Origin of the sequence: Streptomyces sp. NPDC007164, assembly GCF_040634135.1 — a bacterium.
Classification (GTDB): domain Bacteria; phylum Actinomycetota; class Actinomycetes; order Streptomycetales; family Streptomycetaceae; genus Streptomyces; species Streptomyces sanglieri.
The window spans coordinates 38,025-63,285 of sequence record NZ_JBEYFB010000015.1 but is presented as its reverse complement, the minus strand read 5'-3'; the positions used below and the strand labels follow the sequence as shown (position 1 = coordinate 63,285).

Below are 25,261 nucleotides of genomic sequence, written 5' to 3'. Positions count from 1 at the left end.
GCTCGTGAGCCGTCACCGATTGCCCTGTCATGTCCGTGACATGCGGCGTACGTTCATCGCGCTGGTGGGCGCACTGCTCCTCGCGCTGACCGCACTGCCCGCGACCGCAGCCACCACCGGCAAGGCCCCCGCCTTCCGCGCCCTGCTCTTCACCCGCGCCGTCGGCTATGTACACGCCTCCATCCCGGCCGGCATCCAGATGTTCAAGGAGGAGGCGGCCGTCGGCAATTTCGAACTCGTCGAGACCGCCGACCCCGCGGTCTTCGACCCGGCGAAGCTCAAGGACTTCGACGTCGTCGTCATGCTGCAGAACTCCGGCATGGTCTGGGACACCGACGCCCAGCGCGAAGCGATGCAGTCCTACGTACGCGGCGGTGGCGGCGTCGTCGCCCTCCACAACACCCTCGACATGGGCATCGAGGAGACCTTCCCCTGGTGGGACGAGGCCATCAACGGCGGCGTCCACATGCCCGCCCACTCACCCGGCGTCCTCCAGGGCACCGCCAAGGTCGCCGACCGTGTCCACCCCTCCACCGCGGGACTCCCCGAACGCTGGGAACGACCCGAGGAGTGGTACAACTTCGACCGGAACCCCCGCGGTGACGTCCACGTCCTGGTCACCGCCGACGAGACCACCTACAACCCCGGCGGCTCCGCCATGGGCGCCGACCACCCGATCTCCTGGTGCCGCAACACCGAGGGCGGCAGGGTCTGGGCGACCGCCATGGGCCACGACACCGCCTCGTACAGCGAAGCCGCCTTCCGCACCCATGTCATGGGCGGCGTCAGGTGGGCCGCGGGCAACAAGCCCGGCGACTGCGGCGGCACCGTCTGGAGCGGCTACGAGAAGGTCGCGCTCGACGACAACACCGCCGACCCGATGGAACTCGACGTAGCCAAGGACGGCCGGGTCTTCTACGTCCAGCGCAGCGGCGAGATCAACATCTACGACCCGGCGACCCACGCCACCACCACCGCCGGAAAGCTCGACGTCTACACCGGCGGCGAGGACGGCCTGGTCGGCATGGAGCTCGACCCGGACTTCATGAAGAACCACTGGATCTACCTCTACTACGCCCCCGCCGGCGCCACCGAGGACGTCAACCGGCTCTCCCGCTTCACGGTCCGGGGCAACACCCTCGACCCCGCCAGCGAGAAGAAGCTCCTCGACGTCCCCGCCTACCGCGACCGCAGCTTCCCCGAGCCCGGACACACCGGAGGCGCCGTCGAGTTCGGACCCGGCCGCACGCTCTACCTCGGCGTCGGCGACGACACCCCGCCCAACCTCGACCCGAACTGGCAGGGATACGCCCCGCTCGACTGGCGCGAGGGCAAACAGATGCTCGACGCCGCCCGCACCGCGGGCAACACCGACGACCTGCGCGGCAAGATCCTGCGCATCAAGCCGAAGGACTCCGGCGGCTACACCATCCCCAAGGGCAACCTCTTCGCCCCCGGCACGGCCAAGACCCGCCCCGAGATCTACGCCATGGGCTTCCGCAACCCGTTCCGCTTCACCGTCGACCCCAGGACGGGCTACGTACACGCCTCCGACTACGGACCCGACCGCGGACTGCCCACCACCGACCGAGGACCCGAGGGCCTCGTCGAGTACAACGTCATCAAGAAGGCCGGCAACTTCGGCTGGCCGTTCTGCCACGGCAACAACCAGGCCTACGCCCCGTACAACCCCGACACCAAGGAGGTCGGCGCCAAATTCGACTGCGCCAACCCCGTCAACCCCTCGCCCAACAACACCGGCCTGACCCAACTCCCGCCCATCCAGCAGCCGGAGATCTGGTACGGCTACGGCGCATCCGAGGAATTTCCCGAGGTCGGCAGCGGCGGCTCCGCCCCGATGAGCGGCCCCGTCTACCACTACGACGGGAAGAATCCCTCCACCACGAAGTTCCCCGCCTACTTCGAGGGCGCGAGCTTCTTCTACGAGTGGTCGCGCAACTTCGTCAAGGAAGTCCGCTTCGACAAGGACCAGAAGGTCCTGAAGATCAATGACTTCCTCTCCACCCAGAAGTTCAACAAGCCCATGGACATGACCTTCGGGCCCGACGGCTCCCTCTACGTCCTCGAATGGGGCAGCTCGTTCGGCGGCGGCAACAACGACTCCGGGCTCTACCGCATCGACTACGCCCAGGGACAGCGCGCCCCGGTGGCCAAGGCGGCCGCCTCCGCCACGGACGGCCCCGTACCGCTGAAGGTCGACTTCTCCAGCGAAGGCAGCAACGACCCGGACGGAGACGCGCTCAGCTACGCCTGGGACTTCGACGGCGACGGCACCTACGACTCCACGGAGGCGTCCCCCAGCCACACCTACACGGCCAGGGGGGACTTCGCCGCCCAGCTGAAGGTCACCGACTCCACCGGCAAGTCCGGCTACGCCAACATCCCCGTCACCGCCGGCAACACGGCACCGAAGGTGACCATCGAATTCCCGGTCAGCGGCAGACTCATCGAGTTCGGCGACAAGATCCCGTACAAGGTCACGGTCACCGATCCCGAGGACGGCCCGGTCGACTGCACCAAGGTGACCGTCAACCCGGCCCTGGGCCACGACGACCACGAGCACCCCACCACCGACATCCCCGGCTGCGAGGGCACCGTGGACACCGGTGATCTGGGCGGCCACCCCGAAGGCGCGGACCTCACCTACGTACTCAACGCCAAGTACACCGACAAGGGTGGCGACGGCGTCTCCGCACTGACCGGCTACGGCCGCGCCGTGCTCCAGCCGAAGCACAAGCAGGCGGAGTACTACGACGCCCAGTCCGGCACCCGGATCGTCGCCCAGGAAGGAGCCGAGAACGGCAAGCGGATCGGAGACGTCTCCGACGGCGACTGGGTCGCGTTCGACCCGATGAGCGTCGAAGGCATCGGCACCGTCAGCTACCGGCTGTCCTCACCGAACGGGGTCGGCGCGATCGAACTCCGCGCGGACTCCGCCGACGGCCCGCTGCTCGCCACCGCCCCGGTGCCCGACACGGGCGGCTGGGACAACTATGAGGCGACCCCACCCGTGCCCGTCCAGGAACTGAAGGGAACCCACAAGCTGTACCTCGTCTTCACGTCCCCGCAGGACAACTCGTTCGACGTGGACGCGGTCGATTTCAAGAGCCCCTGACATACCCCGGCGCGCCGCGGGTCCGGTGTGTCGGCACCGGACCCGCGGCGCGCGTCCCCCCGGCAGGGTCAGCGGGTGCCGACCGCGGCACGCACGGCCCTGCGGGCCATCGCGCAGTCGTCGTGCAGCCGGCGCAGCAACAGCCGCTGCTCCTCGCTCGACGACAGCGCACCCGGGCGCTCCTGACCGGCGCCAGAGCCCGTCGAGTCGCGCATGGCCCGCTGGACGGCCGTCTCGTACGTACGGATCTCGCGGGTCAGCACCAGCATCAGATTCACCAGGAACGCGTCCCGCGCGGCGGGTCCGTCGGCCTGCGCCAGCTGGCTGATCTGACGACGCGCCGCCGGTGCGTCGCCGAGGATCGTCCACAGCGTCGCCAGGTCGTACCCGGGCAGATACCAGCCCGCGTGCTCCCAGTCCACCAGCACCGGACCCGTGGGCGACAGCAGGATGTTGGAGAGCAGTGCGTCACCATGACAGAACTGCCCCATGCCCTGTCGGCCGCCCGCGTGCGCCAGACCGTGCAGCAGCTTCTGTAGATCGCCCAGATCGCGGTCCGTGAAGAGCCCCAGCTCGTGGTAGCGGGCGATCCGCGACGCGTAGTCGAGCGGAGCGTCGAACAGCCCCGGCGCCGGCCGCCAGTTGTTGACCTGTCTGATCGCGCCCAGCGCGGCCCGGATGTCGGCCCGGGGCGGAGCCTCCGAGGGATGCCGGGTCAACGCGGCCACCCGGCCGGGCATCCGCTCGATCACCAGTGTGCAGTTCTCCGGATCGGCCGCGATGAGCCGCGGCACGCGCACCGGTGGACGGTGCCGGACGAACGCACGATATGCAGCTATTTCGTGACGGAACCGCTCCGACCACGCCGGGGAGTGGTCCAGTAAACACTTGGCGACCGCAGTCGCCCGGCCGGTGGAGCCCACGAGCAGCACCGAACGGCCGCTGCGGCGAAGCACCTGGACCGGATTGAACTCGGGGCAGATCCGGTGCACCGAGGCGATCGCCATTCTCAGCTGCGCCCCCTGCGCGCCGGACAGGTCCAGCCGGCCGCTGAGCGGCGGGCCGACCGTCCCGGCCGGCCGACGCGGCCGGACCGTGCCGGGCGCCGGGGGAGCGGCGTGCGGCGAGAGGTACGGGCCACCGCCCGCCCCCAGGGGACGGAGCGGCCGGGGCGGGGCGGTCACGGAGGACGATGCTGTGTACATGGGCGAGACAGATCCCTTCGCGCGCCGACAAGTTGCGTGCGCCGCCCCGGCCGGCGGCCGTTCGGCACCCTGGGGAGTACCTAGGGCTGCCGGGCGGGGTGGCGCTTTCCTACCTGACACCGGCAGGCGGGTGGCAGACCAACTGGCGGACCCTGGCGAACCCTGGCGAATTGTCGCAAGGCCTCTGACAGGGGGTTACTGTCGACACAGCCGAGAACCTGGGGGCTTGACGTGACCGGAGAACCCAACACCCGCCTGTCCGACCTGTTCGGCCTCGCCGGCTGGTCCAAGGGCGAACTCGCGAGAATGGTGAACAGGCAGGCGGCGGCCATGGGCCACCCGCAACTGGCCACCGACACCTCGCGGGTGAGGCGCTGGATCGATATGGGGGAGTCCCCCCGCGATCCCGTGCCCAAGGTGCTGGCTGCCCTGTTCACCGAGCGGCTCGGTCGTGTCGTGACCATCGAGGACCTCGGGTTCGGCCGACGCGGGCGTGTGGGGAAGCGGCGGGAGGCCGGGACGCAGGACAATCCCGACGGACTGCCGTGGGCGCCCGAGCGGACGGCAGCGGTCCTCACCGAATTCACGGGAATGGACCTCATGCTCAACCGACGCGGCTTGGTGAGCGCGGGCGCCGCGCTCGCCGCAGGATCGACCATCACCGGCCCCATGCACGACTGGCTGCACTCCGACCCCGTACTGGCGGCCGACGCGCCAAGGATCGAAGACCCGCTGTACGCGGACCCGGCCGGTTTCGACCGGTACGAGGCCGCGCCCATCGGGTCGGACGAGATCGAGGCGCTCGAACGGTCCGTCGAGGTGTTCCGTGCCTGGGACGCCTCACGGGGCGGCGGACTCCAGCGCAAGGCCGTGGTGGGCCAGCTCAACGAGGTGGGCGGCATGCTCGCCTACCGCCACCCCGATCACCTCCAGCGCAGGCTCTGGGGCGTCGCGGCCAACCTCGCGGTACTCGCGGGATGGATGTCCCACGACATCGGCCTCGAACCGACCGCCCAGAAGTACTTCATCATCGCGGCCCACGCGGCGCGCGAGGGTGGCGACCGCCCCCGCGCGGGCGAGGCGCTCTCCAGGGCGGCCCGTCAGATGGTCCACCTGGGCCGTCCCGAAGACGCCCTGGACCTGATGAAGCTCGCCAAGTCCGGTTCCGGGGACATGGTTCTGCCCCGCACCCAGGCGATGCTGCACACCATCGAGGCCTGGGCACAGGCATCCATGGGCCGCGGCCAGGCGATGCGGCGCACGCTGGGGAAGGCCGAGGAGCTCTTCACCTCGGACAAGAGCGATGTGCCGCCGCCCAGTTGGATGCAGATGTTCGACGAGGCGGACATGCACGGCATGCAGGCCCTGGCCTTCCGCACGCTCGCCGAACACGACCCGTCGGCGGCGATCGTGGCCCAGCGCCACGCCAAGCTGGCGCTGGAGCTGCGGGCCAACGGACGCCAGCGGTCCAAGATCTTCGACTACATCTCGCTCGCCTCGGCCTGCTTCATCGCCGACGATCCCGAGCAGGCCGACCGCTACGCGCGACTGGCCCTGGTGACGATGGGGGAGACCTCCTCGCACCGCACCTGGGACCGGCTGCGCGAAATGTACCGGCTCACGGGCCAGTTCGCGGGCTACGCGAGGATCGAGGACCTGCGGGAGGAGATCAAGCTCTCCCTGCCGCAGAGCTCCATCATCAAGCAGCGCAGGCGGTCCTCGGAGATCTGACCTGCGGGCGCCGCGACGAAGGGGCGCCGAGCCCAGACCTTCCGACCACCGTCATTCCTACCACCGGCCGTCCGAGCACCGCACCCGTAGGCGGGCATGCCCTCCTGCGTACTGCGCCGTGTCCGGTGTTCCGTGTGCGCCGTGGCCCGGTACGCATGCCGTCGTGCGCTACGCCCCGATGCGGGCGATCAGCACGCAGGCGTCGTCCAGGCGCTCGATGCCGCCGAACTCCGCGACGACGGTCCGCAGGCACTCCTGTGCCGAACGGGCCTGCGCGAACCGCGGTGCCAGAGCCAGCAGCGCGTCCGGGCCCGCACCCCGGTCGCTGTGACGGTTCAGCCCGTCGGTGTGCAGTACCAGCACATCACCGGGCAGCAGGCGCATTTCGTCCTGCTCGTACGCGACCCCGGAGGCCGCGCCGAGCAGGACCCCGTCCGGCGCGGGCAGCGGACGCCCCACACCGTCGCGGAACAGCAGCGGCGCGGGGTGTCCGGCCTGCGCCCAGACGAGCGCGCCGGTGGCCGGATCGACACGGCAGCACACCGCGCTGCCGAGAGCGGGCTGAACGGAGGACTCCAGTAACTGATTGAGGTGCCCCATCAGAGCACCCGGCTCGATGCCGGCCACGGCCATGCCGCGTAACGCGCCGAGCAGCATCGCCATGGCCGAGGTGGCCCGGACGCCGTGCCCGGTCAGATCACCGACCGTGAGTACGGTCCGGCCGTCCGGCATTTCCAGTGCGTCGTACCAGTCGCCGCCGATGAGCGAACTCGAATCCGACGGAAGGTAGTGGGCCGCGACGTCCAGGGCGCCGGGCCCCTGCGAGGGAAGCCGCAGCGAACCCCGCCACGGGGGGAGCACGGCCTCCTGGAGCTCGACCGCCAGACGGTGCTCGGTCTGCGCCCGGTGCTCCCGGCTGCGCAGCGAGTCATGCGTCCGGTGCACCGCCTGCTGGCTGCGCCGCAGCTCGCTGACGTCGCGCAGGACGGCCCACATGGAGGCGGTGCACCCGTTCGAATCCAGGACGGGCTCGCCCATCATGTGGAGCGTGCGCACCCGGCCGTCGCTCCGCGTGATGCGGAACTCGCCGTCTATCGGCCTGCCGTCCACCAGGCAGTCGGTCACCAGGGCGGTGAGCAGGGGCTGGTCCTCGGGAAGGAGCATGGACGGGAGTTCGTCGAGCGAGAGAGGTCCGGCCGCGGGGGGCCTGCCGAAGATCTGGAACAGTTCCTCGGACCAGCTGACGTCGTCGGTGAGCAGATTCCACTCCGCGCTGCCCACCCGGCCGATCAGCGATCCGGGCTTCGGCTCGTCGTAACGCTCCGGTGGGTCTTCCTCCCCCGTGTCCTGCCCTGCCCCCGGCGCCGGGAGCTGCGCGAGGCGCTGCGGGGTCCCGGGCGGCAGGCCCTCCTTGAGCTGTCCCAGGTGTGCCCCGAGGTCGTCGAGATGGTGGACCGCGAGATCGCAGAGCGCCCGCCGCCAGCGCAGCTGCGGGTCCTCCTCGTCGAACAGCACCGTGTCCCGCCGCACGGCATCCACATCGCCACGGAGCCGAAGGGTCCGGTTGATCAGGGCATCGACGGTGTCGCGCTCGGGTGGTTGTGGGGCGGGGCGGTCCGCGGACAGATGGGACGGCATCTCGTACTCCGATACAGGCGCGGCACGACCAGGTCTGAAAGGTGGACCGAAGATGACTGTTGCACAGCCCGCGGGAGCCCGTAAGGGATTTGGCAACACTCGAGACGTTGTTGCTTCTGGCATATGTCACAGGCTGCGCGGGGCGCCGGTCCGTCGAACACCGTTGCTGTCGACGGACGTTGGCGCAAGTCATCCGGCGTGTGGGGACGGTTGTGCGCCCGCGCGCAGCGACCCTTCGCCGCACGCCGGGGCCGGTCAGGGGCATATGCGAGGCCCCTCGGCTTCGCGGCGGGAATGCGGCGGCGACCCGTCGCGTTACGCCAGCAGAACGAAAACGATACCCATTCCCATCATGGGTGAGTGGGGTCGGCGCGAAAGTCTGGAGGCGCCCATGGCCCGCAGTGAGACCCGTCCCGTCGTGACACTCCGGTCGACGGCCGGAACGGGGCAGAGCTACGTGACCCGCAAGAGTCGTCGCAACAACCCCGACCGGCTGGTGCTGCGCAAGTTCGACCCCGTGGCGGGGCAGCATGTGCTCTTCCGCGAGGAGCGCTGACCGCGCAGTCGCAGGGAGACCGCGTTCCGTGCTGTGGATCACAGTGCGGGGTGCCTGTTTCCGGGAACGGGAAGCGGTGGTTTATCGTTCACCTATATGTGGATGTCGCGCACCGCGCCCACTCTTGAGCCGCCCCGGCTGGATTCCCCCGATCCGGCCGGGGCTTTCCTCTGCCCCGGGCATCGTCGCAGGTCAGCCCTCTGACATCCCTCGGCGTCCCGTCTCGACGAGCAGTGCGCCCGCTGCCGGCACCGCAGCCACCGCGGCGGCCGCGTCCGGCCACAGGCGTACGGCCAGCGCGGTCACGGCCGCGCCGGCCACGACAGCGAGCAGCCGGCCGGCCACCCAGTGGTCCCCCCGCTCCCAGGACCGCATCGCCGCTCGGCCGACCAGGGCGGTGAGCGTGCCGGTGAAATAGTTGGTGGGCGTCGCCCGGATCCGGCCCTGGACGCCCATGGCCACGGCGATGAGCACCAGCAGCCCGAGCCGGTCCCCGTCCGAGGCGATCAGCCCCAGCGCCCACAGCACGGCCGCGGCCGTCAGCAGGACCACCTCCACCAGCAGCATCACCGGCAGTGACCACCGCAACCGCTCGCTCATCCACGCGCCGCAGCCGACACCGACGGCGTAGGCGACCAGCGCGGTGATCACCCGCAGCGCCACTCCTCGCTCTCCGGCACCGGCGGCAGAAGCGCCGAGCAGCACCAGATTTCCGGTCATCACCCCGGCGAAGACCTGGCCGACACAGATGAAGACGAACGCGTCGGCCGCCCCGGAAGCGGCCGACAGGAGCAGCAGGGCCCACTCGCCCCATGGGCCGGGCCCTGCGCGGCGGGCGGGGGCGGAGGGGCGCGTGGGAGTGGACACGCCTGCATTCTCGTTTCGGGCCCGCACCACCGCGACGCCGACGTACCCCGCCGTGTGCCTCTGGAGTCCTCCGACGTACCCCGCCGTGTGCCTTTAGAGTCCTCCGTCATGAACAGACACCTGGCATTCGAGCGACTGCACAACTTCCGCGACGTCGGCGGCTATCCGGGGGAGGGCGGCCGACCGGTCCGATGGGGCAGGCTCTACCGGTCCGATTCACTGGGCAAGCTGCGCGGCGAGGACGAGGACCGCTTCCGGGCCCTCGGGATCGGCACGGTCATCGACCTGCGGTATGACTGGGAGATAGCCGCCAAGGGGCGAGTGCCCGAGGCGCCGGGACTGCGGTACCACAACCTCAGCATCGAGCACCGGCCCTATGACCAGGCCGCCCTGGGCCCGGAGGTGGAGACCGGGCGCTTCCTGGCCGACCGGTACGCCGAGGTCGCCCATGACGGGGTCGTGGAACTCCGCCGAGCCCTGGAAGTGATCGCCGACGAGGACAGCGGCCCCGTCGTCTTCCACTGCGCGTCGGGCAAGGACCGGACCGGGCTGCTCGCCGCACTCGTCCTGTCCCTGGTCGGCGTGGCCGAGGACGACATCGTCGCCGACTTCGCCCTCACCGGTCTCGCCACCGAACGGCTGCTGGCCGACTGGAGGGCGGACCACCCCGGCCAGGAGCCCCGCTGGCCCGGATACGGCACGGCGCCCGCCGACATCATGCGGTTCTTCCTGGCCGACCTGACCGCGACACACGGCTCCGTCCACGCCTATGTCACCGAATTCCTCGGCATGGACGAGGAGTTGGTGGCGGCACTGCGCGGGAAGCTGCTCGAACCCGCCGGGTGAGCCCGGCCGCTCGTGCGCCGTACGACCGGCGAGGGGCCGGGGCACCCGTTCGGCCCATGGCCGATTGCGGGGCGTCGCAACCCGGCCCAGCGTGGGGAGACGTCGTACGCGCCGAGGGCGTACGGACCACCCGCCGACGAGGAGCGACATGGCCGACGCCCAGTGGAGTCCGGGCCCGAGGGCATGGGCCGCGGCCGAGTGGCTGCCCGTGCTGGACATCGTCGAGCCGCCGCGGCAGCGCCGGCTCACCGTGCTGGTGCGGCTGCTGATCCTGATTCCGCACTACATCGTGCTGTTCTTCCTGCACATCGCGGCCGTGCTGACCGTCATCGTGGGCTGGTTCGCCGCGCTGTTCCTGGGGCGGCTGCCCGAACCGGTCTTCCGGTTCCTCGCCGGATACCTCGGCTACCAGGTACGGGTCGGCGCCGGCAGCATGCTGCTCGTGGACCGCTATCCGCCGTTCGCCCTCGATCCGCCGCCGGACTACCCGGCCCGGATCGAGGTCAGACCCACTGGCCTCAACCGCCTGGCCGTTCTCTTCCGTCTGATCCTGATGATTCCGGCGGCCGTCGTGCAGGGTCTCGCCGTGGCCGGCTGGTGGACGGTGGCGGTCATCTGGTGGCTGATCACCCTGATCCTGGGACGCATGCCCCGCCCCCTCTTCGAGGCCACGGCCGCCGTACTCCGCTACGACATGCGCTTCTGCGCCTACGCCATGATGCTCACCCCGGCCTACCCCAAGGGCTTCTTCGGCGACGACGACCTCTCCGTACCGCGGCAGCAGTCGCGTTCCGCCACCCGGCCGCTCGTCATGAGCGGTGCGGGCAAGGGGCTGCTCGTCCTGTTCCTGGTGCTCGGGGCGGCCACCTCCATCACCACGTCGTCCACGGCCGACTGGTCGATGGAGTCCGCCGACGGCATGTGAAAAACCTGCCCGGTACCGTCGCGGCCGAGGCATGATCATGGCATGACATGGACTGCACCCGAGGTGACGCGCACATCCGGTTCACTCGTGGCCGGCGAGCGGGAGATGCTCACCGGCTATCTCGCATGGTTCCGCAACTCCCTGCTGCACAAGTGCGCGGGCCTGACCGGGGAGCAACTCGCCGCACAGACCGTGCGGCCGTCGAACCTCACCCTGCTGGGGCTGATCCGCCACATGGCGAAGGTCGAACGGGTCTGGTTCCGGGAGCGGTTCGCGGGGCAGCCGTTCGACCCCATGTACGACCCGGCGAAGGGCAAGGACGCGGACTTCGAGGACCTGGACCCGTCCCGCGCGGCCGAGGACTACGCCCGCCTAGTCGAGGAATGCCGGCTCGCGGACGAGATCGTCGCCACTGCCTCGCTGGACGACACCTTCGTCCATGGCGGCGAGGTGTTCTCGCTGCGCCTGATCCACCTGCACATGATCGGTGAGTACGCGCGCCACACCGGCCACGCCGACCTGGTGCGGGAGGGCGTGGACGGCGCGACGGGGTGGTGACGCGCCGCTGAACGGGGGCTCGGCGCCGACGGTGCGCGGGTCGGAGCGGGCCAGGCCGGGCCCGCTCCGACCGTCATCCGTCATCCGGCTCGTCCCCCGGCACGTACAGCTCGGGCAGATTGACGGCGATCGCCTCCTGGGTGCTGCGGGCGATCACCCACGACGGCCTCTTCGTCGGGGCTCGGGTTCTCCTCGCGGTGCGGAACGAACGGCGGTACGAAGACGTAGTCACCGGGGGAGGCGCGGATCCGGATCTCCTCGCCCGTGCCGCTCGAATCGTCGAGGAACACGAACTCCGGGTGCACCTCGACGGCATGGATCGCCGTCTCGGAGTCACCGTGGTGGTGGTTGGACGAGGCGGTTCGCGCCGCCACATGGGTCTGGCCCATCCAGATGTGCCGCGACCCGACCCGGCCGCCGCTGATCGCGGCGAACCGCCGCATGCCGCCCGTCTGCGCGGTGTCGCCGTCGAGCGCGTCGGCCCGGATGTGGTGGAGCCGGGCGTGCGGCGGGAGTCCGTGGGCGGCCGTGCCGGCACCACGAATGATGCCGGGCGCCTTGACGTGAACGCGTCGATGGGTATGGTCTAGTCCAAGTGCAGGGCCCTGCCGGACGTCGCGAGTCCCGGGCGTACGCGGCAGGTTCCTGCCGTGCCCTTCGCACTTCTTGGCCCCCACACTGGAGAGGCCGGTCTGCCACCGCCGGGCCCCCATAGCCCGCTCGTGTGCGGCGACGCCTCATGTGAAGGAGAAGCATGCACGCGAAAAGGAAGACGGCCGCAGTCATCGGTGCCTTACTCGCCCCCGTACTGGTCCTGAGCCTTCCGGTCGGCTCCGCCAGTGCCCACGGATACATCTCGTCGCCCCCGAGCCGCCAGGCCCAGTGCGCCGCCGGGACCGTGAGCTGCGGGGAGATCAAGTACGAGCCGCAGAGCGTGGAAGGCCCCAAGGGGCTGACCAGTTGCAGCGGCGGCAACAGCAGGTTCGCCGAACTCGACGACGACTCCAAGGGGTGGCAGGTCACCCCGGTGAGCCGGAACACATCGTTCCAGTGGGTCCTGACCGCCCGGCACGCCACGAGCACCTGGCAGTACTTCGCGGGCGGCCGGAAGTTCGCCGAGTTCAACGACAACGGTGCGCAGCCCGGCGCCACCGTCACCCACCAGGTCGACTTCGGTGGCCTGACGGGCAGGCAGAAGGTTCTCGCGGTGTGGAACATCGCGGACACGGCCAACGCCTTCTACGCCTGCATCGATGTGAACGTCGGCTGACCGACGGGCCCGGCCGGCGGTGCGCCGGAGCCCGCCCGCTCGCGCGGGCTCCGGCGCACCAAAGGAGTCGTCCGATCCCTGAGGCCGACCGGTCGGCCGGTGCTGGTCAACTCCGTTGACATCACCGCCGCATTCTCATGCTCCCGGCTGCGCAGTGTTGTAAGAAGGCCAAGACATCCGATCAAAGTCTTTCGGGATGACCTTCCTTCGCACCATAGCGCTCTCGACACTGCACAGGCGGTGCACAGAGCGTGCATAGAGCGAGCCGTAGCGAATGCGTCGATGGCGCATACGTAGCCGTCTTCCAGTACAACGTCAGCCGCAACGACCACTACCGCGGCATCGAAACCTGCTCCGGCACCTTCGACGCTGTACGCGCCCACAACAACACCATCTAAATCGGCGAAGGCATCAGCCAGAGGATCATCAACGAGAACACCACCAACAAACACGACATCACGTTCACCAACAACATCGTCAACATCCGCAGCACCGCACATCGGTCGGCCGCAACTCCGTGCTGCTGAACGTGCCGCCCAAACGGGCCGGCCGGATCAGTGATACGGACACCACCGCGCCGGCGTCCTCCGGACGGACCGTACGCGCCACCTACGGCACCAACCTGCTGCTCCCGTCCGGGGGCTCCGCGCCGACCGACGAGGAGCTGACCTCCGCGTGGAGCCCCGCCGGTGACGCACACTCGGGGGAGGTGGTCGTGGAGTCCCCGCAGCCGGTCGCGTTCGACCGCGTCGTGCTCCAGGAGGACATCACCCGCGGGCAACGGGTCGAGTCCTTCGCGGTGGACATCTGGGACGGCACCGCGTGGAAGACCGTCGGGCAGGCGGGCATCATCGGCTACAAGCGCATCGAGCAGCTGAGTGCGCCCCGACACCACGTCCAAGGTCCGGCTTCGCGTCCTCGGCGCCCGTGCCAACCCGCACGTGGCGAAGCCGGGTCTGTACAAGGCCTCCTGACCCGGACGTTTCCAGATGCGGGGCGCAACGGACGACCTCCGTTCCGCCCCGCACCCGCCCAGCGGGCCCGGGAGGCTCCGCGGCTACGTCTCGCGGTCCTCCTGGTCGTGAACGCGCCGGGCCTGTGGCACACAGCAGTGAGCCGCGGCGGGGGCGGCGGCGGGGGTGCTGTGGCTGATGTGTCCGGTCCGTGTCCGGTACTCCGGATCGTCGCCGACCGGGTGCATGTCGGTCCAGTAGATGCTGAGCATCGTGCGGAGCGTCGTCGGATCCTGCCCGGGGCCGGTGGGCACGGTCAGCCGGTCGAGGTGCCGCCACAGTTCGTGGTCCGCCGGCTCGGCGCCGCCGCCGTTGCGGGCGTGGACCGCCTGGTGGCGTTGCACGGCGACGGCCAGTTCACGGAGCGTCTCGCGGCTCTGCTGACCGGAGTTGAGGCTCTGCGCGCGGTTCACGTTCCGCTGTTCCTGGCCCAGTTCGGAGATGGCTCGCTGGACGCGCTGGTGAAAGTTGGCGGTGCGGCGCCGCAGCGATTCGAATTCGGCCCGGGTGGCGAACCATTCGCGCTTGCCGGCCTCGCCCCGGGCGAAGCACTCGACGCGGAACTCCTCGCGCTCCGTCTTCCGGCGGCGCAGGACGCTCGCGGTGCGTTCGTGGACATGCGTGAGGATCTTCCGGGCTCGCGGCAGATTGTCGGGGTGGGTGATCGCCGCCCATGTTCTGGCGTCGCGGGTGGGCGGGTGAATGTTCGAGGTGAGAATCTGCTCGAACTCTTTGTCGGCGAGCTGCGCGAGGTCCTGGGCGTCCACTACTGGCCTCCAAGCCGGTGTTGGGCGGTATATGCCCAGCGTGGCGTATGCCACCGACAAGAACGTAGAAATCCGGAAATAGAACGCGCCAGGGTGGCGGCGTACACAGGCCATGTGCCTGACGATGTGTCAGCTGTGACGCGTCGGTCTGCCTGCTGCGGCAGTGGTCAGCAGGCGCGGTCCCCAAGAGACCGCCGGGTCGGCGAACCGACCGCCGGCGCGGCGCGGCTGCCGGACGCGGACGAGTCGATACGCCGGCCTCGGAGCGGAGTACAGCCATCCTGCGCATGTCCGAAACTGGATGCCACGAGTCAACGCGCCCGGCCGGCAGTTGGTCCTTCCTGACCTGCTGCTGGTACTGGCCCCGGGGACCTGGGTGGATTCGCAGGGCGGCTAAGCTGCCGCCCATGACTCGGAGCCCTGTCGAACTGGTGATCTTCGACTGTGACGGTGTCCTCGTGGACAGCGAGCGGATATGCGTCAGGGTGGACGCGAGGGTCATGGCCGACCTGGGATGCGCGTTCACCGAAGCCGAGATCGTCGAGCGGTTCGTGGGCTCGTCCGGCGAGGCCTTCACGGCGGCCGTCGAGCAGCGGCTCGGACGCCGGCTGGAGAAGGACTGGAAGCAGAAGTACGAGCATCTGTACCGTACGGCGCTGGACGCCCAACTGACCGCCGTCGACGGCATCGCCGAGGCGTTGAACCGCCTCACCACACCCGTCTGTGTCGCGTCGAACGGCGATCACGACGGGATCAGGCGCAACCTCCGGCTCGCGGCGTTGAGCGACCACTTCGCGGAGAACATCTTCAGCGCCGACGACGTCGCGACGGGCAAGCCCGCCCCCGACCTCTTCCTTCACGCCGCCCGCTCCATGGGCGTGGACCCCGCACTGTGCGTGGTGATCGAGGACAGCGTGTACGGGGTCCAGGCGGCCCGCGCCGCCGGGATGCGGGCCTTCGGCTACTGCGGCGGTCTCACACCGGCCTCGCGGCTCGAAGGGCCACGTACCACCGTGTTCGACGACATGCGCGAACTTCCCGGGCTGCTGGCGGCCGTCACCCACTGAGGCCGGACGCGATCAACCGGTCGGGGCGGAGGGGGCGACCGCGCGCCGGAAATCTCGCCGGGCCCGTCCTCAAGTGCGCCACAACGGCGCGCGCACCACGTCGTTCTCGGAGACGCCGCAGTTGATGCCGTTGACGACCTCGTCCCCCTCGATGTCCCAGCCGACGACACCGTTGCCCTTGTGCCCCAACTCCACCAGACGAGCACGTTCGTTCCCCTCTCCGGTGTTCACATCGCATTCCACAACACTCGTCCAGGAGCGGCCGTCCACCGCCCCGGCCAGCGCGATCACCGGGAGCACCAGCCCGGCCAGCAGCAGGGCGGCCACGGCCGCGGTGTCGGCGGAGCATTGCAGCCAGCCGGAGGGGGACGTACGCGTGCGCTTGCCGCTGCCGCGCTCGCGACGCCCGGTGCGGTACTCGACGATCACACCGAGACGCAGCGCGTACGAGGCAACGGCCACCGCGAGGCCCCACCACCACCCGTGGAAGGCGCCGACCACCAGCGCGAAGGTGAGGGGAACGACGGTGGCGGTCAGCAATGTGTGAACGAGGGAGCTGTCCGCGTGCACCCGGGCTCCGCCCTTGGCGGCGAAGTACGCGTAGGTGGTGCGCGAGACGACGACGGCAAGCACCGAGGCGAGCAGCGCGGTGTTGAGGAGCATGCCGATCAGGACGTCCGGCCAGTTGGACGGCTCCATGGCGACCAGCGCCTCGCTCGCCTCGCCTCCGCCGCCGAGCGTCCAGGCCAGCTTGAGGACGGGCACGGCGAAGACGACCGCCAGGAGGATGATGTGGCCGGGGCCGCCCTTGAGATCCTCCGACTTTTCGTTGTCGCTCATGGCGCAAGTCTTGGCCGGGACCGGGCGGTCGGCGAGGCGACCTGCCGGGACCGTCGCCCGCCCGGTTCGGTACGGTCGCCCCGGATGCCACCCGAACGGCGTACTCCCGGCCGGTCCGTCACAACGCCGGGAAGTCGGTGACGCGGTGCCGGGCGACGGCGGCGGGCGTTGGGTGCCCGCCCGCGCCGTTGCGAGACGGGGTGGGCGTTGGTCTAGTGAAATCACCTGTCGACGGGGGCCACGGGGCGACCGTGCTGCGCCGCGGCCCCTGGCATTCCACGTCCGTGTCCGGCGCAGGGCGAACCCGGCAGGCATACCGCTCGCCCGCTCCCTTCCACCCGCACCCACTGGACGGTGACCATGACCATGTCCTCCTTCGGCTCCTTCGGCGGCCCGGACCCGTTCAACGAACTGCTCAACCGGTTCTTCGGGATGTCCCCGGCGTCCTCACCGCCACAGGTGCAGCGGGTTCCCATCGGGCGGCTGCTGACCGAATCCGCCCGTGAGCTGATAGGCCGGGCGACCACACGCGCGACCGAGGACGGCAGCCGGGACCTGGACACCGAGCACCTGCTGTGGGCCGCCACCCAGGTGGACCCGGCGCGCACCCTGCTCAAACAGGCCGGGGCGGACCCCGACGAGCTGGGCAAACGGATCGCGGAAGTCCTGCCGGGCGAGAGCGCCACGCCGTCCGCGGAGCCGAGCCTGACACCGGCCGCCAAGCGCGTACTGCTGCAGGCCTACGAGCGTTCGCAGGCGGCCGGGGTCTCCTACATCGGGCCCGAGCACATCCTCGGCGCGCTGCTGGACACCCAGGAATCCGGTGCGGCCAAGCTGCTCGGCGCCTACGGCACGGACACCGGCAAACTGCGGCGCGAGGCGGACAACGCGGCACGGGCCGACGGCACCCCGGCGGGCGGAACGAGCGACACCCCGACGCTCGACCAGTACGGACGCGACCTGACCGAGGAGGCGAAGGCCGGGAAACTCGACCCCGTGGTCGGCCGGGCCGAGGAGATCGAGCAGACTGTGGAGGTTCTCTCGCGGCGCTCCAAGAACAATCCCGTGCTGATCGGTGAGCCCGGCGTCGGCAAGACCGCGATCGTGGAAGGAATCGCCCAGCGCATCGTGGCCGGGGACGTCCCCCGCACCCTCAAGGACAAGCGGGTGATCGCCCTGGACCTCTCCGGCCTGGTGGCGGGCTCCCAGTACCGCGGCCAGTTCGAGGAACGGCTCAAGAACGTCATTGACGAGGTCAGTGCCGCCGCGGACTCGACGATCCTGTTCATCGACGAGCTGCACACCGTGGTCGGCGCCGGGGCGTCCGGCGAGGGTGCCATGGACGCGGGCAACATGCTCAAACCGGCTCTGGCCCGCGGTGAACTGCACGTCGTAGGTGCGACGACCATCGACGAGTACCGCAAGCACATCGAGAAGGACGCCGCGCTGGAGCGCCGCTTCCAGCCCGTCATGGTGCCCGAGCCGACGGTCGAGGAGACCATCCAGATCCTGGAGGGCCTGCGGGACTCCTACGAGGCCCACCACCAGGTCCGCTTCGCCGACGACGCACTGGTGGCAGCGGCCGAACTGTCCGACCGCTACATCAGCGACCGCTTCCTGCCGGACAAGGCCATCGACCTCGTGGACCAGGCGGGCGCCAGGGTGCGGCTGCGGTCGCTCGGCAGGTCCACCGAGGTCGTCTCCCGCGAGGACAAGCTTGCCAAGCTGAAGCGGGAGAAGGACGAAGCGGTCGCGTCCGAGGACTTCGAGAAGGCGTCGGGGCTGAAGCTCCAGATCGCGGAGACCGAGGCCGAACTCGCCGGTGTCGAGGAACGGCGCGAGGGCGTCATGGACGTCACCACCGCCGACATCGCCGAAGTCGTCTCCCGCCGCACCGGCATCCCGGTCACGCAGCTCACCGCCAGTGAGAAGGAGAGGCTCCTCAAGCTGGAGGACGCGCTGCACTCCCGCGTGGTCGGCCAGGACGAGGCGGTCACCGCGATCGCGCAGGCGGTGCGCCGCAACCGGGCCGGAATGGGCGACCCCAACCGCCCCGTCGGCTCCTTCCTCTTCCTCGGTCCCACCGGTGTGGGCAAGACCGAACTGGCGAAGGCGCTCGCGGAGTTGCTCTTCGGCGACGAGAACCGCATGACCCGCTTCGACATGAGCGAGTTCCAGGAGAAGCACACCGTCTCGCGGCTCGTCGGCGCACCGCCCGGATACGTGGGCCACGAGGAGGCCGGCCAGCTGACGGAGAAGGTGCGCCGCCAGCCGTACAGCGTGCTCCTGTTCGACGAGGTGGAAAAGGCCCACCCCGACGTCTTCAACACGCTGCTGCAAGTCCTCGACGACGGGCGCCTGACCGACGCGCAGGGGCGAACGGTGGACTTCCGCCACACCGTCGTCATCATGACGTCCAACATCGGTGCCCAGCGCATCCTCGCCCACAAGGGCGATGTCTCCGAGATCCGCGACGACCTGATGGGCGACCTGCGAGGTCACTTCCCGCCGGAGTTCCTCAACCGCGTCGACGAGACGATCATCTTCCACGGCCTCGACAAGGACGACCTCGGCGAGATCGTCGACCTCATGCTCGACGGCAGCAAACGCCGCGTACGGGCCCAGGGCATGGAGCTGGAGATCACCGAGGCAGCGAAGAAACTGCTCGTCGCGCACGGCCACCAGCCGGAGTTCGGCGCCCGCCCGCTGCGCCGCACGATCCAGACCGAACTCGACAACCGGATCGCTTCCCTGCTGCTGAGCGGCGAGGCCGAGCCGGGCGACACCATCGTCGCCGACGTGCAGGACAACGCCCTGGTCTGCTCGATCCGCCGCCCGGAGACCTCTGCCGAGGCCGGGGCCGAGTCGGGCTCGGGGTACGGGCACGAGACCGAGGCGGTCGCGGCCGAGTAGGTTCCGACGCCGCAGATCCCCGGCTTGGCATCCCGGGCGCCCCGGACCCCGAGCCACCCGGCTCCGGGCTCCGGGCTCCCGGCCCCGGGCTCCTCGGCTCAGCGGCTCACTGGCTCAGCGGTGATGACAGGGCTTGTCGCACAGTTCTCGGAACTGTGCGACAAGCCCTGTGTGGTGTGTCGGCAGCGTCCGCGCAATTCGGATCGGCCGATCATGGAACCCCGGCTATGGTCTCCACATCCTCCTCCACACGACGCGCGGCCACCGGCCACGCACTGTGTCCTGGGGGGACCACATGTTCACGTTCAACAGGCGTACCGCGGCCGCCGCACTGGCCGCCTCCGTGCTCGCCGCGGCCGGTCTCGCGGTCACCGCGACTCCGGCCGCCGCCATCCACGGTGGGCAGAACACCTCCGTGGTGGACCACCCGTACGCCATGCTCATCGAGACCCCGGAGGGCGAGCAGTTCTGCGGTGGCACGCTGGTGGCTCCCACCAAGGTGCTCACCGCCGCGCACTGCATCAAGGACGCCGCGGAGCCCCGCGACCTGCTGGTGATCGGCGGGCGAACGGACATGAGCAGCACCAAGGGGACGGTCCGGCACGTCGCGTCGGTCAAGATCCACCCGAAGTTCGCCGAGGCCACTCTCACCTATGAGGCGGCGGTGATCACCCTCTCCAAGCCGATGCCGTACGCATCTCTCAAGCCGGCCGGTCCGAAGGACTCGGCTCTCTACGCCTCGGGCAAGACCGCGAAGACCGTGGGCTGGGGCAAGACCGCCACCGACACCCTCGGGAAGAGGCTGAAGTCGGCCTCGCTGACCCTGGCACCGCTCAAGGGGTGCGCGCCTTTCACCGACCCGGGCGAGTCCGCCGCGCTCAAGGTGTGCGGGATCCCGGCCGCCAAAACACACGACAGCGTCTGCCGGGGCGACTCCGGCGGCACCCTGGTCGCCGGGGGCAAGGTGATCGGTGTGGTCTCCACGGGCAACAAGTACTGCGACGACCAGTACCCGGTGTCCGTCTTCACCCGGGTCAGCGCGATCGCCGCAGGGCTCGGCCTCCCGGTCGGGTGACCGGAGGCCAGCCCTGGGCGAGTTGAACCGGCTGTCCGCGCCGCGCAACCGGCCGCTAACCTCGGCCCCATGAACCAGCGGCGGCGCAAGAAACTCTCCCAACACCTCGGCACAGCAGTGCTCATGAGTGAATCCGGCCGGGTGAAGGCGATCCTCCGGGCCGGGGCAGACCCGGAGCGGGCGGACAGTGAAGGCACCACCCCGCTATATCTGGCATCCGTGAACGGCGAAGCCGAGATCGCCCGGCTGCTCCTGGTGTCCGGGGCCTCCCCGGACACCGAGAGCGGCGGACTCGGCTCGGAAGGCACGCCCTTGTGTGCGGCCGCGTGCTGGGGGCACACCGAAGCGGTGCGCGAACTGCTGGCGCACGGAGCCGATCCCAACCTTCGTGAAGATCACGGCACCGGTCGCTCGCCCCTGGACTGGGCGACGGCCGGCCCGCATGCCGAAACAGTCGCCCTCCTCATCGCTGCGGGAGCCGTCGCGCGGACCTGACGAGTGCCCGGATCATGACAACCTGAGCTTTCTCCTCCGAGGAATCGGAGGATCCGGGGGATCTGAGGGATCCAAGGGTGAAGGCGGCCGGAGGAGCGGCGGTCCGCGCCTTTACCTGCAATAGGAAATGCGTTCCGAGGGTGAACCTCACGACCCGTACGGGTGATTGACCCCGCCGTCGGTGCGACGGCGCGCCGAGCTGCGGCCCACTCTGCTGCTTGTGATTCAGAACCTGCTGCGTACCGCTACGGCGGTCGCTCTCACTGCCCTGCCCCTCACCTTTGCGAGCCCGGCGCTCGCCGGAGAAAGCTATGCCGCACCACAGGCGAACTCCGCCGCGCCGCAGACGCGCTCCCTTGCTCCACAGGCGAGTCCGTGCGCGGCCGTCGTGGCGCCTGTCGGGCAGTTCTGCGTGCCGTCACCGAAGCAGTGCTTCACGACGCCGTGCCCTCAGTACGATCTCGTCGCCATCCCCTTCTACCCCCTGTCCCCGGGCGGGGAGGCCGTGACCTCCCAAGGCCCCGCGCACTCTCTTTGATGCTGTCTGGGCGGGGTGCCCCTCCGCTGTTCGCCAACCCTTGCGGCATGCGGATGACTTTCCACGTCCGGTGCTGAAACGTTGATGCCCTGCTGCGCGGCCGCGGTCGCACTTCGACGGTCACGGCCGTGCAGCAGGGCACACCGATGCCCAGGGAGTTCGAGGCCGGCGGGCGAGGCGCTCCCGCGGCCGCGAACGGGCGTTGTCAGTGCCCGTAGGTATGTTCGGTCGTGTCCTGCCGTTGTGGCGAGGAAGTCGCCTTGGTGCACATAGGAGTGGTGCGTTGTCAGACTGGGAGAGGTCGAGCACGGCACGGGTGATAGCGCCCGCGCGCCCGCGCAAGCTGGCCAAAGTACCGTTCGTCGAGCTGGCCGACGGACGCCTGCAGGGTGTGGTGTCCAGCGGCTCGGACATCGGCCGCGTGTATGTGTCGTCGGTCGCCGCGGGCACGTACACATTCGCGTGCAGCACCAACAACAACCGGCCCTGCGGCGGCGCGCGGGGATCGTTCTGCAATCACATCCGGGCCCTGATCAACGAGGCGGTGCTGCAGTACGGCGCCGAGCGTGTCGCACGCTACCTGAGGGTCGAGCCGTCGGACGGGGAGCCGAGCGCGCAGACCATCACCGACGACATGAGCGCGGCACGTCCACCGCAGGGGGACACCAAGGCCGCCGCGCCCGTCTTCAGCCGGTTCCTGCGCCACCTCGCCTACCTGGAACTCACCCCGACCACGGCACCGCTGCCGGAGATGCAGTGGTTCCCGCCGACCAGGGCGGTGGCGTGATGCGTGCCGACCTGTTCGCGGAGGACATCACCGGACTCGACGAGGCCCTGGCGGCCGTCGACGGCTTCGACCGGGCACTTGTCGCGGGCCTGCTCCGTCCCCAACCCGCCCAGAGCGCCGGTCTGACCGGACTCGCCCACGCCGTCGCAGGGACGCCGCTGGCCGCGAGGGTCGCCGAGGCGGCCGAGAAGGCGGCGGGCGGAGCCGCGAGTGAAGACCACTTCGTCGCACTTGCCGCCGCCCGCACCGCGCTCCTCGGCTCCGTCCACGACGCGCTGATGACCCGTATCGAAGAGTCGACCGGCCGCCCCTGCGGCGAGGCGACCGCCCCCGAACCCGCCGGGCAGCAGTCGGCGAACCTGCTCACCGCCGCCCGCTCCTGGCTCTCCGATCTGGCCCGCTCCGGGTGGCAGGGCATCGATCACGATGTGGTCTCCGGCGCGGCGCCGGTCGTCTCCGCGATGCTTCCGGATCCCGAGCTGCGCCGACTGGCGACGCTCCTCGACGGCTTCGCCGCCGAACTCGCCGCGTCCTGCCCGGGCATTTCCCTGGAACGGATTCCGACACGTCGCTGGGCCGATCTGTGGTCACGCGCGCTGCTGCTCACGGTGCCCGGCGCGGCCGACGTGCCGGTGACGGGCACGGCCACCGGCCGCCTCCTGCCACTCGGCGTCGACGTCCATGAGCACGCGACCGCCGTGCAGGCCCAGGTCCACGCGGTGTTCGAGCCCGCCGACGGCACCACGCCCCGCCTGGTGCGCGCCGGGATCGTGGTACCGAAGCCCGACACGGTCGTCGGGGCAGGTCTCTGGCAGTTGCTCCGCCCGCACATGTCGTTGCTGACCGCCGTCAGTGAGGGGCGATCGATGGAGCTCACCGAGATGCCGGTCACCGCGGAGGGTGACCTGATCTGGAGCGACGAGCACGCCGGCCGGGGCGAGCCCGCCGACGCCTTCGCCACCGCCCGCGTCGCTCTGCCCGCCGCCACGGACGCGGCGACAGCACCCCTGGACCGGCATCCGGCGCGCATCGCCGTCCCCGTGTTCCTGGAGGGCTACGCCGCCCACAAGGATGACGACACACTCACGTTCACACTCCCCGGTGGCCCCCTCGCCGTCGACACCGACCGCATTCCGACCGCCGGACCGCTCACCCCCGAGGCCGTCGCGGCATCCGGCGCGTGCATCGGACTGCTCCGCTGGGACGCCGGGACGTATCGCGTGCAGCCCCTGGCCGTCGAGACGACCGTACGGAAGAAGCCCGTCGCGATCCACGCCGGGGGATGGGCCGGGGGTACCACCGACAAGGCCGGCGTCAAGGCCGAGAAGGCCGCCACCGACGCCGTGGCCGTGCTGCGGGAGCGTGCGGGGAGGCTGCTGCGGAAATGACGGACCACACCACGACGGAGCGGACCGCCGAGAACGCGCCGCTTCAGGGCGTCGAAGCTGCTCAGGCCCCACAGGAACTCCAGGCACCGCAGGAACTCCAGGCTCCGCAGGCACACCAGGCCTCTCACGGCCCGCGGATTCCGGAGGCGGATCCCCAGGACAACCGCCGTCAGGTCCTGTACTGGCGGCTGCTGGCCCGGCTCTTCGACCCCGAGGAACAGGGCACGCTGGAATCCGCGAGTCTCGCGGTCGTCGAGGACATCGGCCTGCCCTCCGCGCTGCTGGACCCACAGACATCCGTCGACTCGATCGTGCAGCGCCACCCGGAGCTGGCCACCGAGTTCGACGGCCTGATGGCACCCGAACCCGCAGCCGATCCTGGCCCCGAAGCCGAAGCCGAAGCCGAAGCCGAAGCCGAAGCCGAAGCCGAAGCCGACCCTGACTCCGACCTGGACTCCGACCTCGAATCAGAGTCCGGGACCGCCGAGGCACGCGACCGGGCCGCCGAAGTGCGACGGGCGGCGCTGGTGTCGAAGGTGCTGCTCAATGTCTTCGCCTCCGGCTCGGGCACGGTCACGGCCGGACAGCTGGCGAGCTGGCAGTCCGACGCGGGCTGGCTGGAGCGCGCACTCGGCTGCAGGCCCGGCGAGCTGCGCGGCGGTCGTGCCGGGGGAGGGACCGCCGGCCGAGGCGTCAGCCCGACCGGCACCGGCGGCAGGCGCACGACACCCGACCTCAGCCGGCTCATCCCGGCGATCGGCCCGGAACTCGGCGCCATCGAGGCCGGCCTCGTCAAACGGATGCACCTGCGCGAGGTGCTCGCCGACCCGAAGCTCGCCTCGCAGCTCACCCCGAGCATGTCGCTGATCGAGCAACTGCTCCGGGACAAGAACAACCTCTCGGGCACAGCCCTGGCCAACGCCAAGGACCTGATCCGCCGCTTCGTCGACGAGGTCGCCGAAGTACTGCGCACCCAGGTGGAAAAGGCCACGGTGGGCGCCCTGGACCGCTCCGTCCCGCCCAAGCGGGTGTTCCGGAACCTCGATCTCGACCGGACGATCTGGAAGAACCTCACCAACTGGAGCCCGGAGGAGGAGCGGCTCTACGTAGACCGCCTCTACTACCGGCACACGGCCCGCAGGACGACACCCCAGCGGCTGATCGTCGTCGTGGACCAGTCGGGCTCGATGGTCGACTCCATGGTCAACTGCACCATCCTGGCGTCCATCTTCGCCGGGCTGCCGAAGGTCGACGTCCACCTGATCGCGTACGACACCCAGGCCCTCGACCTCACACCATGGGTGCACGATCCCTTCGAGACCCTGCTGCGCACCAATCTCGGCGGCGGCACCGACGGCACGGTGGCCATGGCACTGGCCCAGCCGAAGATCGCGGAGCCCCGCAACACCGTCGTGGTGTGGATCTCCGACTTCTACGAATGGCAGACCGAGCCGCTGTTCGAGAGCATGGTCGCCATTCACCGATCGGGAGCCAAGTTCATCCCGGTCGGATCGGTCACCAGCTCCGGCCGCGGCAGCGTCAACCCGTGGTTCCGTGAGCGCTTCAAAGACCTCGGTACGCCGGTGCTCTCCGGCCACATCCGCAAGCTCGTCAACGAGCTCAAGACGTTCCTCGCTTAGAAAGGC

General features: G+C 70.0%; 20 protein-coding genes and 1 pseudogene. 15 read left to right on the top strand and 6 right to left on the bottom strand.

Annotation, left to right across the window (positions count from 1 at the left end):
* The first annotated feature begins 40 nt into the window (after positions 1-40).
* Complete coding sequence (locus ABZ622_RS20305) at positions 41-3,136, top strand: ThuA domain-containing protein (protein WP_360544973.1); 3,096 nt, start codon at positions 41-43, stop codon at positions 3,134-3,136.
* Between the two features lie 68 nt (positions 3,137-3,204).
* Here the strand turns inward: ABZ622_RS20305 and ABZ622_RS20300 are convergent, their stop codons facing one another.
* Positions 3,205-4,341 (bottom strand): aminoglycoside phosphotransferase family protein, encoded by a 1,137-nt coding sequence (locus ABZ622_RS20300; RefSeq protein WP_266918481.1) that lies wholly within the window; start codon positions 4,339-4,341, stop codon positions 3,205-3,207.
* 231 nt (positions 4,342-4,572) lie between these two features.
* On the opposite strand from ABZ622_RS20300, the gene ABZ622_RS20295 reads away from it, so the two are divergent.
* On the top strand, positions 4,573-6,072 hold the full coding sequence (locus tag ABZ622_RS20295; RefSeq protein WP_360544970.1) for a hypothetical protein: 1,500 nt from the start codon (positions 4,573-4,575) through the stop codon (positions 6,070-6,072).
* Positions 6,073-6,240: 168 nt separating this feature from the next.
* On the opposite strand, the gene ABZ622_RS20290 is transcribed toward ABZ622_RS20295, so the two are convergent.
* Positions 6,241-7,710, bottom strand: a complete 1,470-nt coding sequence (locus tag ABZ622_RS20290; protein WP_360544968.1) for a SpoIIE family protein phosphatase — start codon at positions 7,708-7,710, stop codon at positions 6,241-6,243.
* Positions 7,711-8,101: 391 nt separating this feature from the next.
* Between ABZ622_RS20290 and rpmG the strand changes: the two genes are divergently transcribed.
* Entirely contained in the window at positions 8,102-8,266 is a 165-nt protein-coding gene (gene rpmG, locus ABZ622_RS20285; RefSeq protein WP_360544966.1) for a 50S ribosomal protein L33, read from the top strand.
* 192 nt (positions 8,267-8,458) lie between these two features.
* Here the strand turns inward: rpmG and ABZ622_RS20280 are convergent, their stop codons facing one another.
* Entirely contained in the window at positions 8,459-9,133 is a 675-nt protein-coding gene (locus ABZ622_RS20280; protein WP_360544964.1) for a YoaK family protein, read from the bottom strand.
* Between the two features lie 108 nt (positions 9,134-9,241).
* Here ABZ622_RS20280 and ABZ622_RS20275 point away from each other — a divergent pair, with 108 nt between their 5' ends.
* From ABZ622_RS20275 to ABZ622_RS20265, 3 genes are all read left to right on the top strand, one after another.
* A complete protein-coding gene (locus ABZ622_RS20275) occupies positions 9,242-9,979 on the top strand; it encodes a tyrosine-protein phosphatase (RefSeq protein WP_360544963.1) in 738 nt (245 codons plus the stop codon).
* A 148-nt stretch (positions 9,980-10,127) separates the two neighbouring features.
* A complete protein-coding gene (locus ABZ622_RS20270; RefSeq protein ID WP_360544962.1) occupies positions 10,128-10,904 on the top strand; it encodes a DUF4389 domain-containing protein in 777 nt (258 codons plus the stop codon).
* Positions 10,905-10,946: 42 nt separating this feature from the next.
* Positions 10,947-11,462 (top strand): DinB family protein, encoded by a 516-nt coding sequence (locus ABZ622_RS20265; RefSeq protein ID WP_360544961.1) that lies wholly within the window; start codon positions 10,947-10,949, stop codon positions 11,460-11,462.
* A gap of 73 nt (positions 11,463-11,535) precedes the next feature.
* Here ABZ622_RS20265 and ABZ622_RS20260 read toward each other — a convergent pair.
* Positions 11,536-12,010: pseudogene (locus ABZ622_RS20260) on the bottom strand (cupin).
* Positions 12,011-12,216: 206 nt separating this feature from the next.
* On the opposite strand from ABZ622_RS20260, the gene ABZ622_RS20255 reads away from it, so the two are divergent.
* Positions 12,217-12,732: a lytic polysaccharide monooxygenase auxiliary activity family 9 protein gene (locus tag ABZ622_RS20255; protein ID WP_360544960.1), complete on the top strand. Its 516-nt coding sequence runs from the start codon at positions 12,217-12,219 to the stop codon at positions 12,730-12,732.
* Between the two features lie 251 nt (positions 12,733-12,983).
* A complete protein-coding gene (locus tag ABZ622_RS20250; protein ID WP_360544959.1) occupies positions 12,984-13,130 on the top strand; it encodes a hypothetical protein in 147 nt (48 codons plus the stop codon).
* Between the two features lie 659 nt (positions 13,131-13,789).
* Here ABZ622_RS20250 and ABZ622_RS20245 read toward each other — a convergent pair.
* On the bottom strand, positions 13,790-14,512 hold the full coding sequence (locus ABZ622_RS20245) for a hypothetical protein (RefSeq protein WP_360544958.1): 723 nt from the start codon (positions 14,510-14,512) through the stop codon (positions 13,790-13,792).
* Positions 14,513-14,919: 407 nt separating this feature from the next.
* Here ABZ622_RS20245 and ABZ622_RS20240 point away from each other — a divergent pair, with 407 nt between their 5' ends.
* Positions 14,920-15,579: an HAD family hydrolase gene (locus ABZ622_RS20240; RefSeq protein WP_360544957.1), complete on the top strand. Its 660-nt coding sequence runs from the start codon at positions 14,920-14,922 to the stop codon at positions 15,577-15,579.
* Positions 15,580-15,648: 69 nt separating this feature from the next.
* On the opposite strand, the gene ABZ622_RS20235 is transcribed toward ABZ622_RS20240, so the two are convergent.
* A complete protein-coding gene (locus ABZ622_RS20235; protein WP_360544956.1) occupies positions 15,649-16,419 on the bottom strand; it encodes a hypothetical protein in 771 nt (256 codons plus the stop codon).
* Positions 16,420-16,779: 360 nt separating this feature from the next.
* Between ABZ622_RS20235 and ABZ622_RS20230 the strand changes: the two genes are divergently transcribed.
* The 6 genes from ABZ622_RS20230 (at position 16,780) to ABZ622_RS20205 (ending at position 25,255) form a co-directional block, all read left to right on the top strand.
* Positions 16,780-19,332, top strand: a complete 2,553-nt coding sequence (locus tag ABZ622_RS20230) for an ATP-dependent Clp protease ATP-binding subunit (RefSeq protein ID WP_360544955.1) — start codon at positions 16,780-16,782, stop codon at positions 19,330-19,332.
* 295 nt (positions 19,333-19,627) lie between these two features.
* The gene (locus ABZ622_RS20225; protein WP_360544953.1) at positions 19,628-20,407 is read left to right on the top strand and encodes a serine protease; all 780 of its coding nucleotides are present in this window, start codon (positions 19,628-19,630) and stop codon (positions 20,405-20,407) included.
* A 69-nt stretch (positions 20,408-20,476) separates the two neighbouring features.
* Positions 20,477-20,902: an ankyrin repeat domain-containing protein gene (locus ABZ622_RS20220; RefSeq protein WP_360544951.1), complete on the top strand. Its 426-nt coding sequence runs from the start codon at positions 20,477-20,479 to the stop codon at positions 20,900-20,902.
* 821 nt (positions 20,903-21,723) lie between these two features.
* The gene (locus tag ABZ622_RS20215) at positions 21,724-22,227 is read left to right on the top strand and encodes a hypothetical protein (RefSeq protein ID WP_360544949.1); all 504 of its coding nucleotides are present in this window, start codon (positions 21,724-21,726) and stop codon (positions 22,225-22,227) included.
* Positions 22,197-23,615, top strand: a complete 1,419-nt coding sequence (locus ABZ622_RS20210; RefSeq protein WP_360544947.1) for a hypothetical protein — start codon at positions 22,197-22,199, stop codon at positions 23,613-23,615. Before ABZ622_RS20215 ends, ABZ622_RS20210 begins: the two co-directional genes overlap by 31 nt.
* Complete coding sequence (locus tag ABZ622_RS20205) at positions 23,612-25,255, top strand: VWA domain-containing protein (RefSeq protein WP_360544945.1); 1,644 nt, start codon at positions 23,612-23,614, stop codon at positions 25,253-25,255. Before ABZ622_RS20210 ends, ABZ622_RS20205 begins: the two co-directional genes overlap by 4 nt.
* Positions 25,256-25,261 lie beyond the last annotated feature (6 nt).

Bases quoted from the DNA above. Each gene is read 5' to 3' on its own strand.
- ABZ622_RS20305 (WP_360544973.1), top strand. From the start codon at position 41: ATGCGGCGTACGTTCATCGCGCTGGTGGGCGCACTGCTCCTCGCGCTG.
- ABZ622_RS20300 (WP_266918481.1), bottom strand. From the start codon at position 4,341: ATGTACACAGCATCGTCCTCCGTGACCGCCCCGCCCCGGCCGCTCCGT.
- ABZ622_RS20290 (WP_360544968.1), bottom strand. From the start codon at position 7,710: ATGCCGTCCCATCTGTCCGCGGACCGCCCCGCCCCACAACCACCCGAG.
- rpmG (WP_360544966.1), top strand. From the start codon at position 8,102: ATGGCCCGCAGTGAGACCCGTCCCGTCGTGACACTCCGGTCGACGGCC.
- ABZ622_RS20275 (WP_360544963.1), top strand. From the start codon at position 9,242: ATGAACAGACACCTGGCATTCGAGCGACTGCACAACTTCCGCGACGTC.
- ABZ622_RS20270 (WP_360544962.1), top strand. From the start codon at position 10,128: ATGGCCGACGCCCAGTGGAGTCCGGGCCCGAGGGCATGGGCCGCGGCC.
- ABZ622_RS20265 (WP_360544961.1), top strand. From the start codon at position 10,947: ATGACATGGACTGCACCCGAGGTGACGCGCACATCCGGTTCACTCGTG.
- ABZ622_RS20255 (WP_360544960.1), top strand. From the start codon at position 12,217: ATGCACGCGAAAAGGAAGACGGCCGCAGTCATCGGTGCCTTACTCGCC.
- ABZ622_RS20240 (WP_360544957.1), top strand. From the start codon at position 14,920: ATGACTCGGAGCCCTGTCGAACTGGTGATCTTCGACTGTGACGGTGTC.
- ABZ622_RS20235 (WP_360544956.1), bottom strand. From the start codon at position 16,419: ATGAGCGACAACGAAAAGTCGGAGGATCTCAAGGGCGGCCCCGGCCAC.
- ABZ622_RS20230 (WP_360544955.1), top strand. From the start codon at position 16,780: ATGACCATGTCCTCCTTCGGCTCCTTCGGCGGCCCGGACCCGTTCAAC.
- ABZ622_RS20225 (WP_360544953.1), top strand. From the start codon at position 19,628: ATGTTCACGTTCAACAGGCGTACCGCGGCCGCCGCACTGGCCGCCTCC.
- ABZ622_RS20220 (WP_360544951.1), top strand. From the start codon at position 20,477: ATGAACCAGCGGCGGCGCAAGAAACTCTCCCAACACCTCGGCACAGCA.
- ABZ622_RS20205 (WP_360544945.1), top strand. From the start codon at position 23,612: ATGACGGACCACACCACGACGGAGCGGACCGCCGAGAACGCGCCGCTT.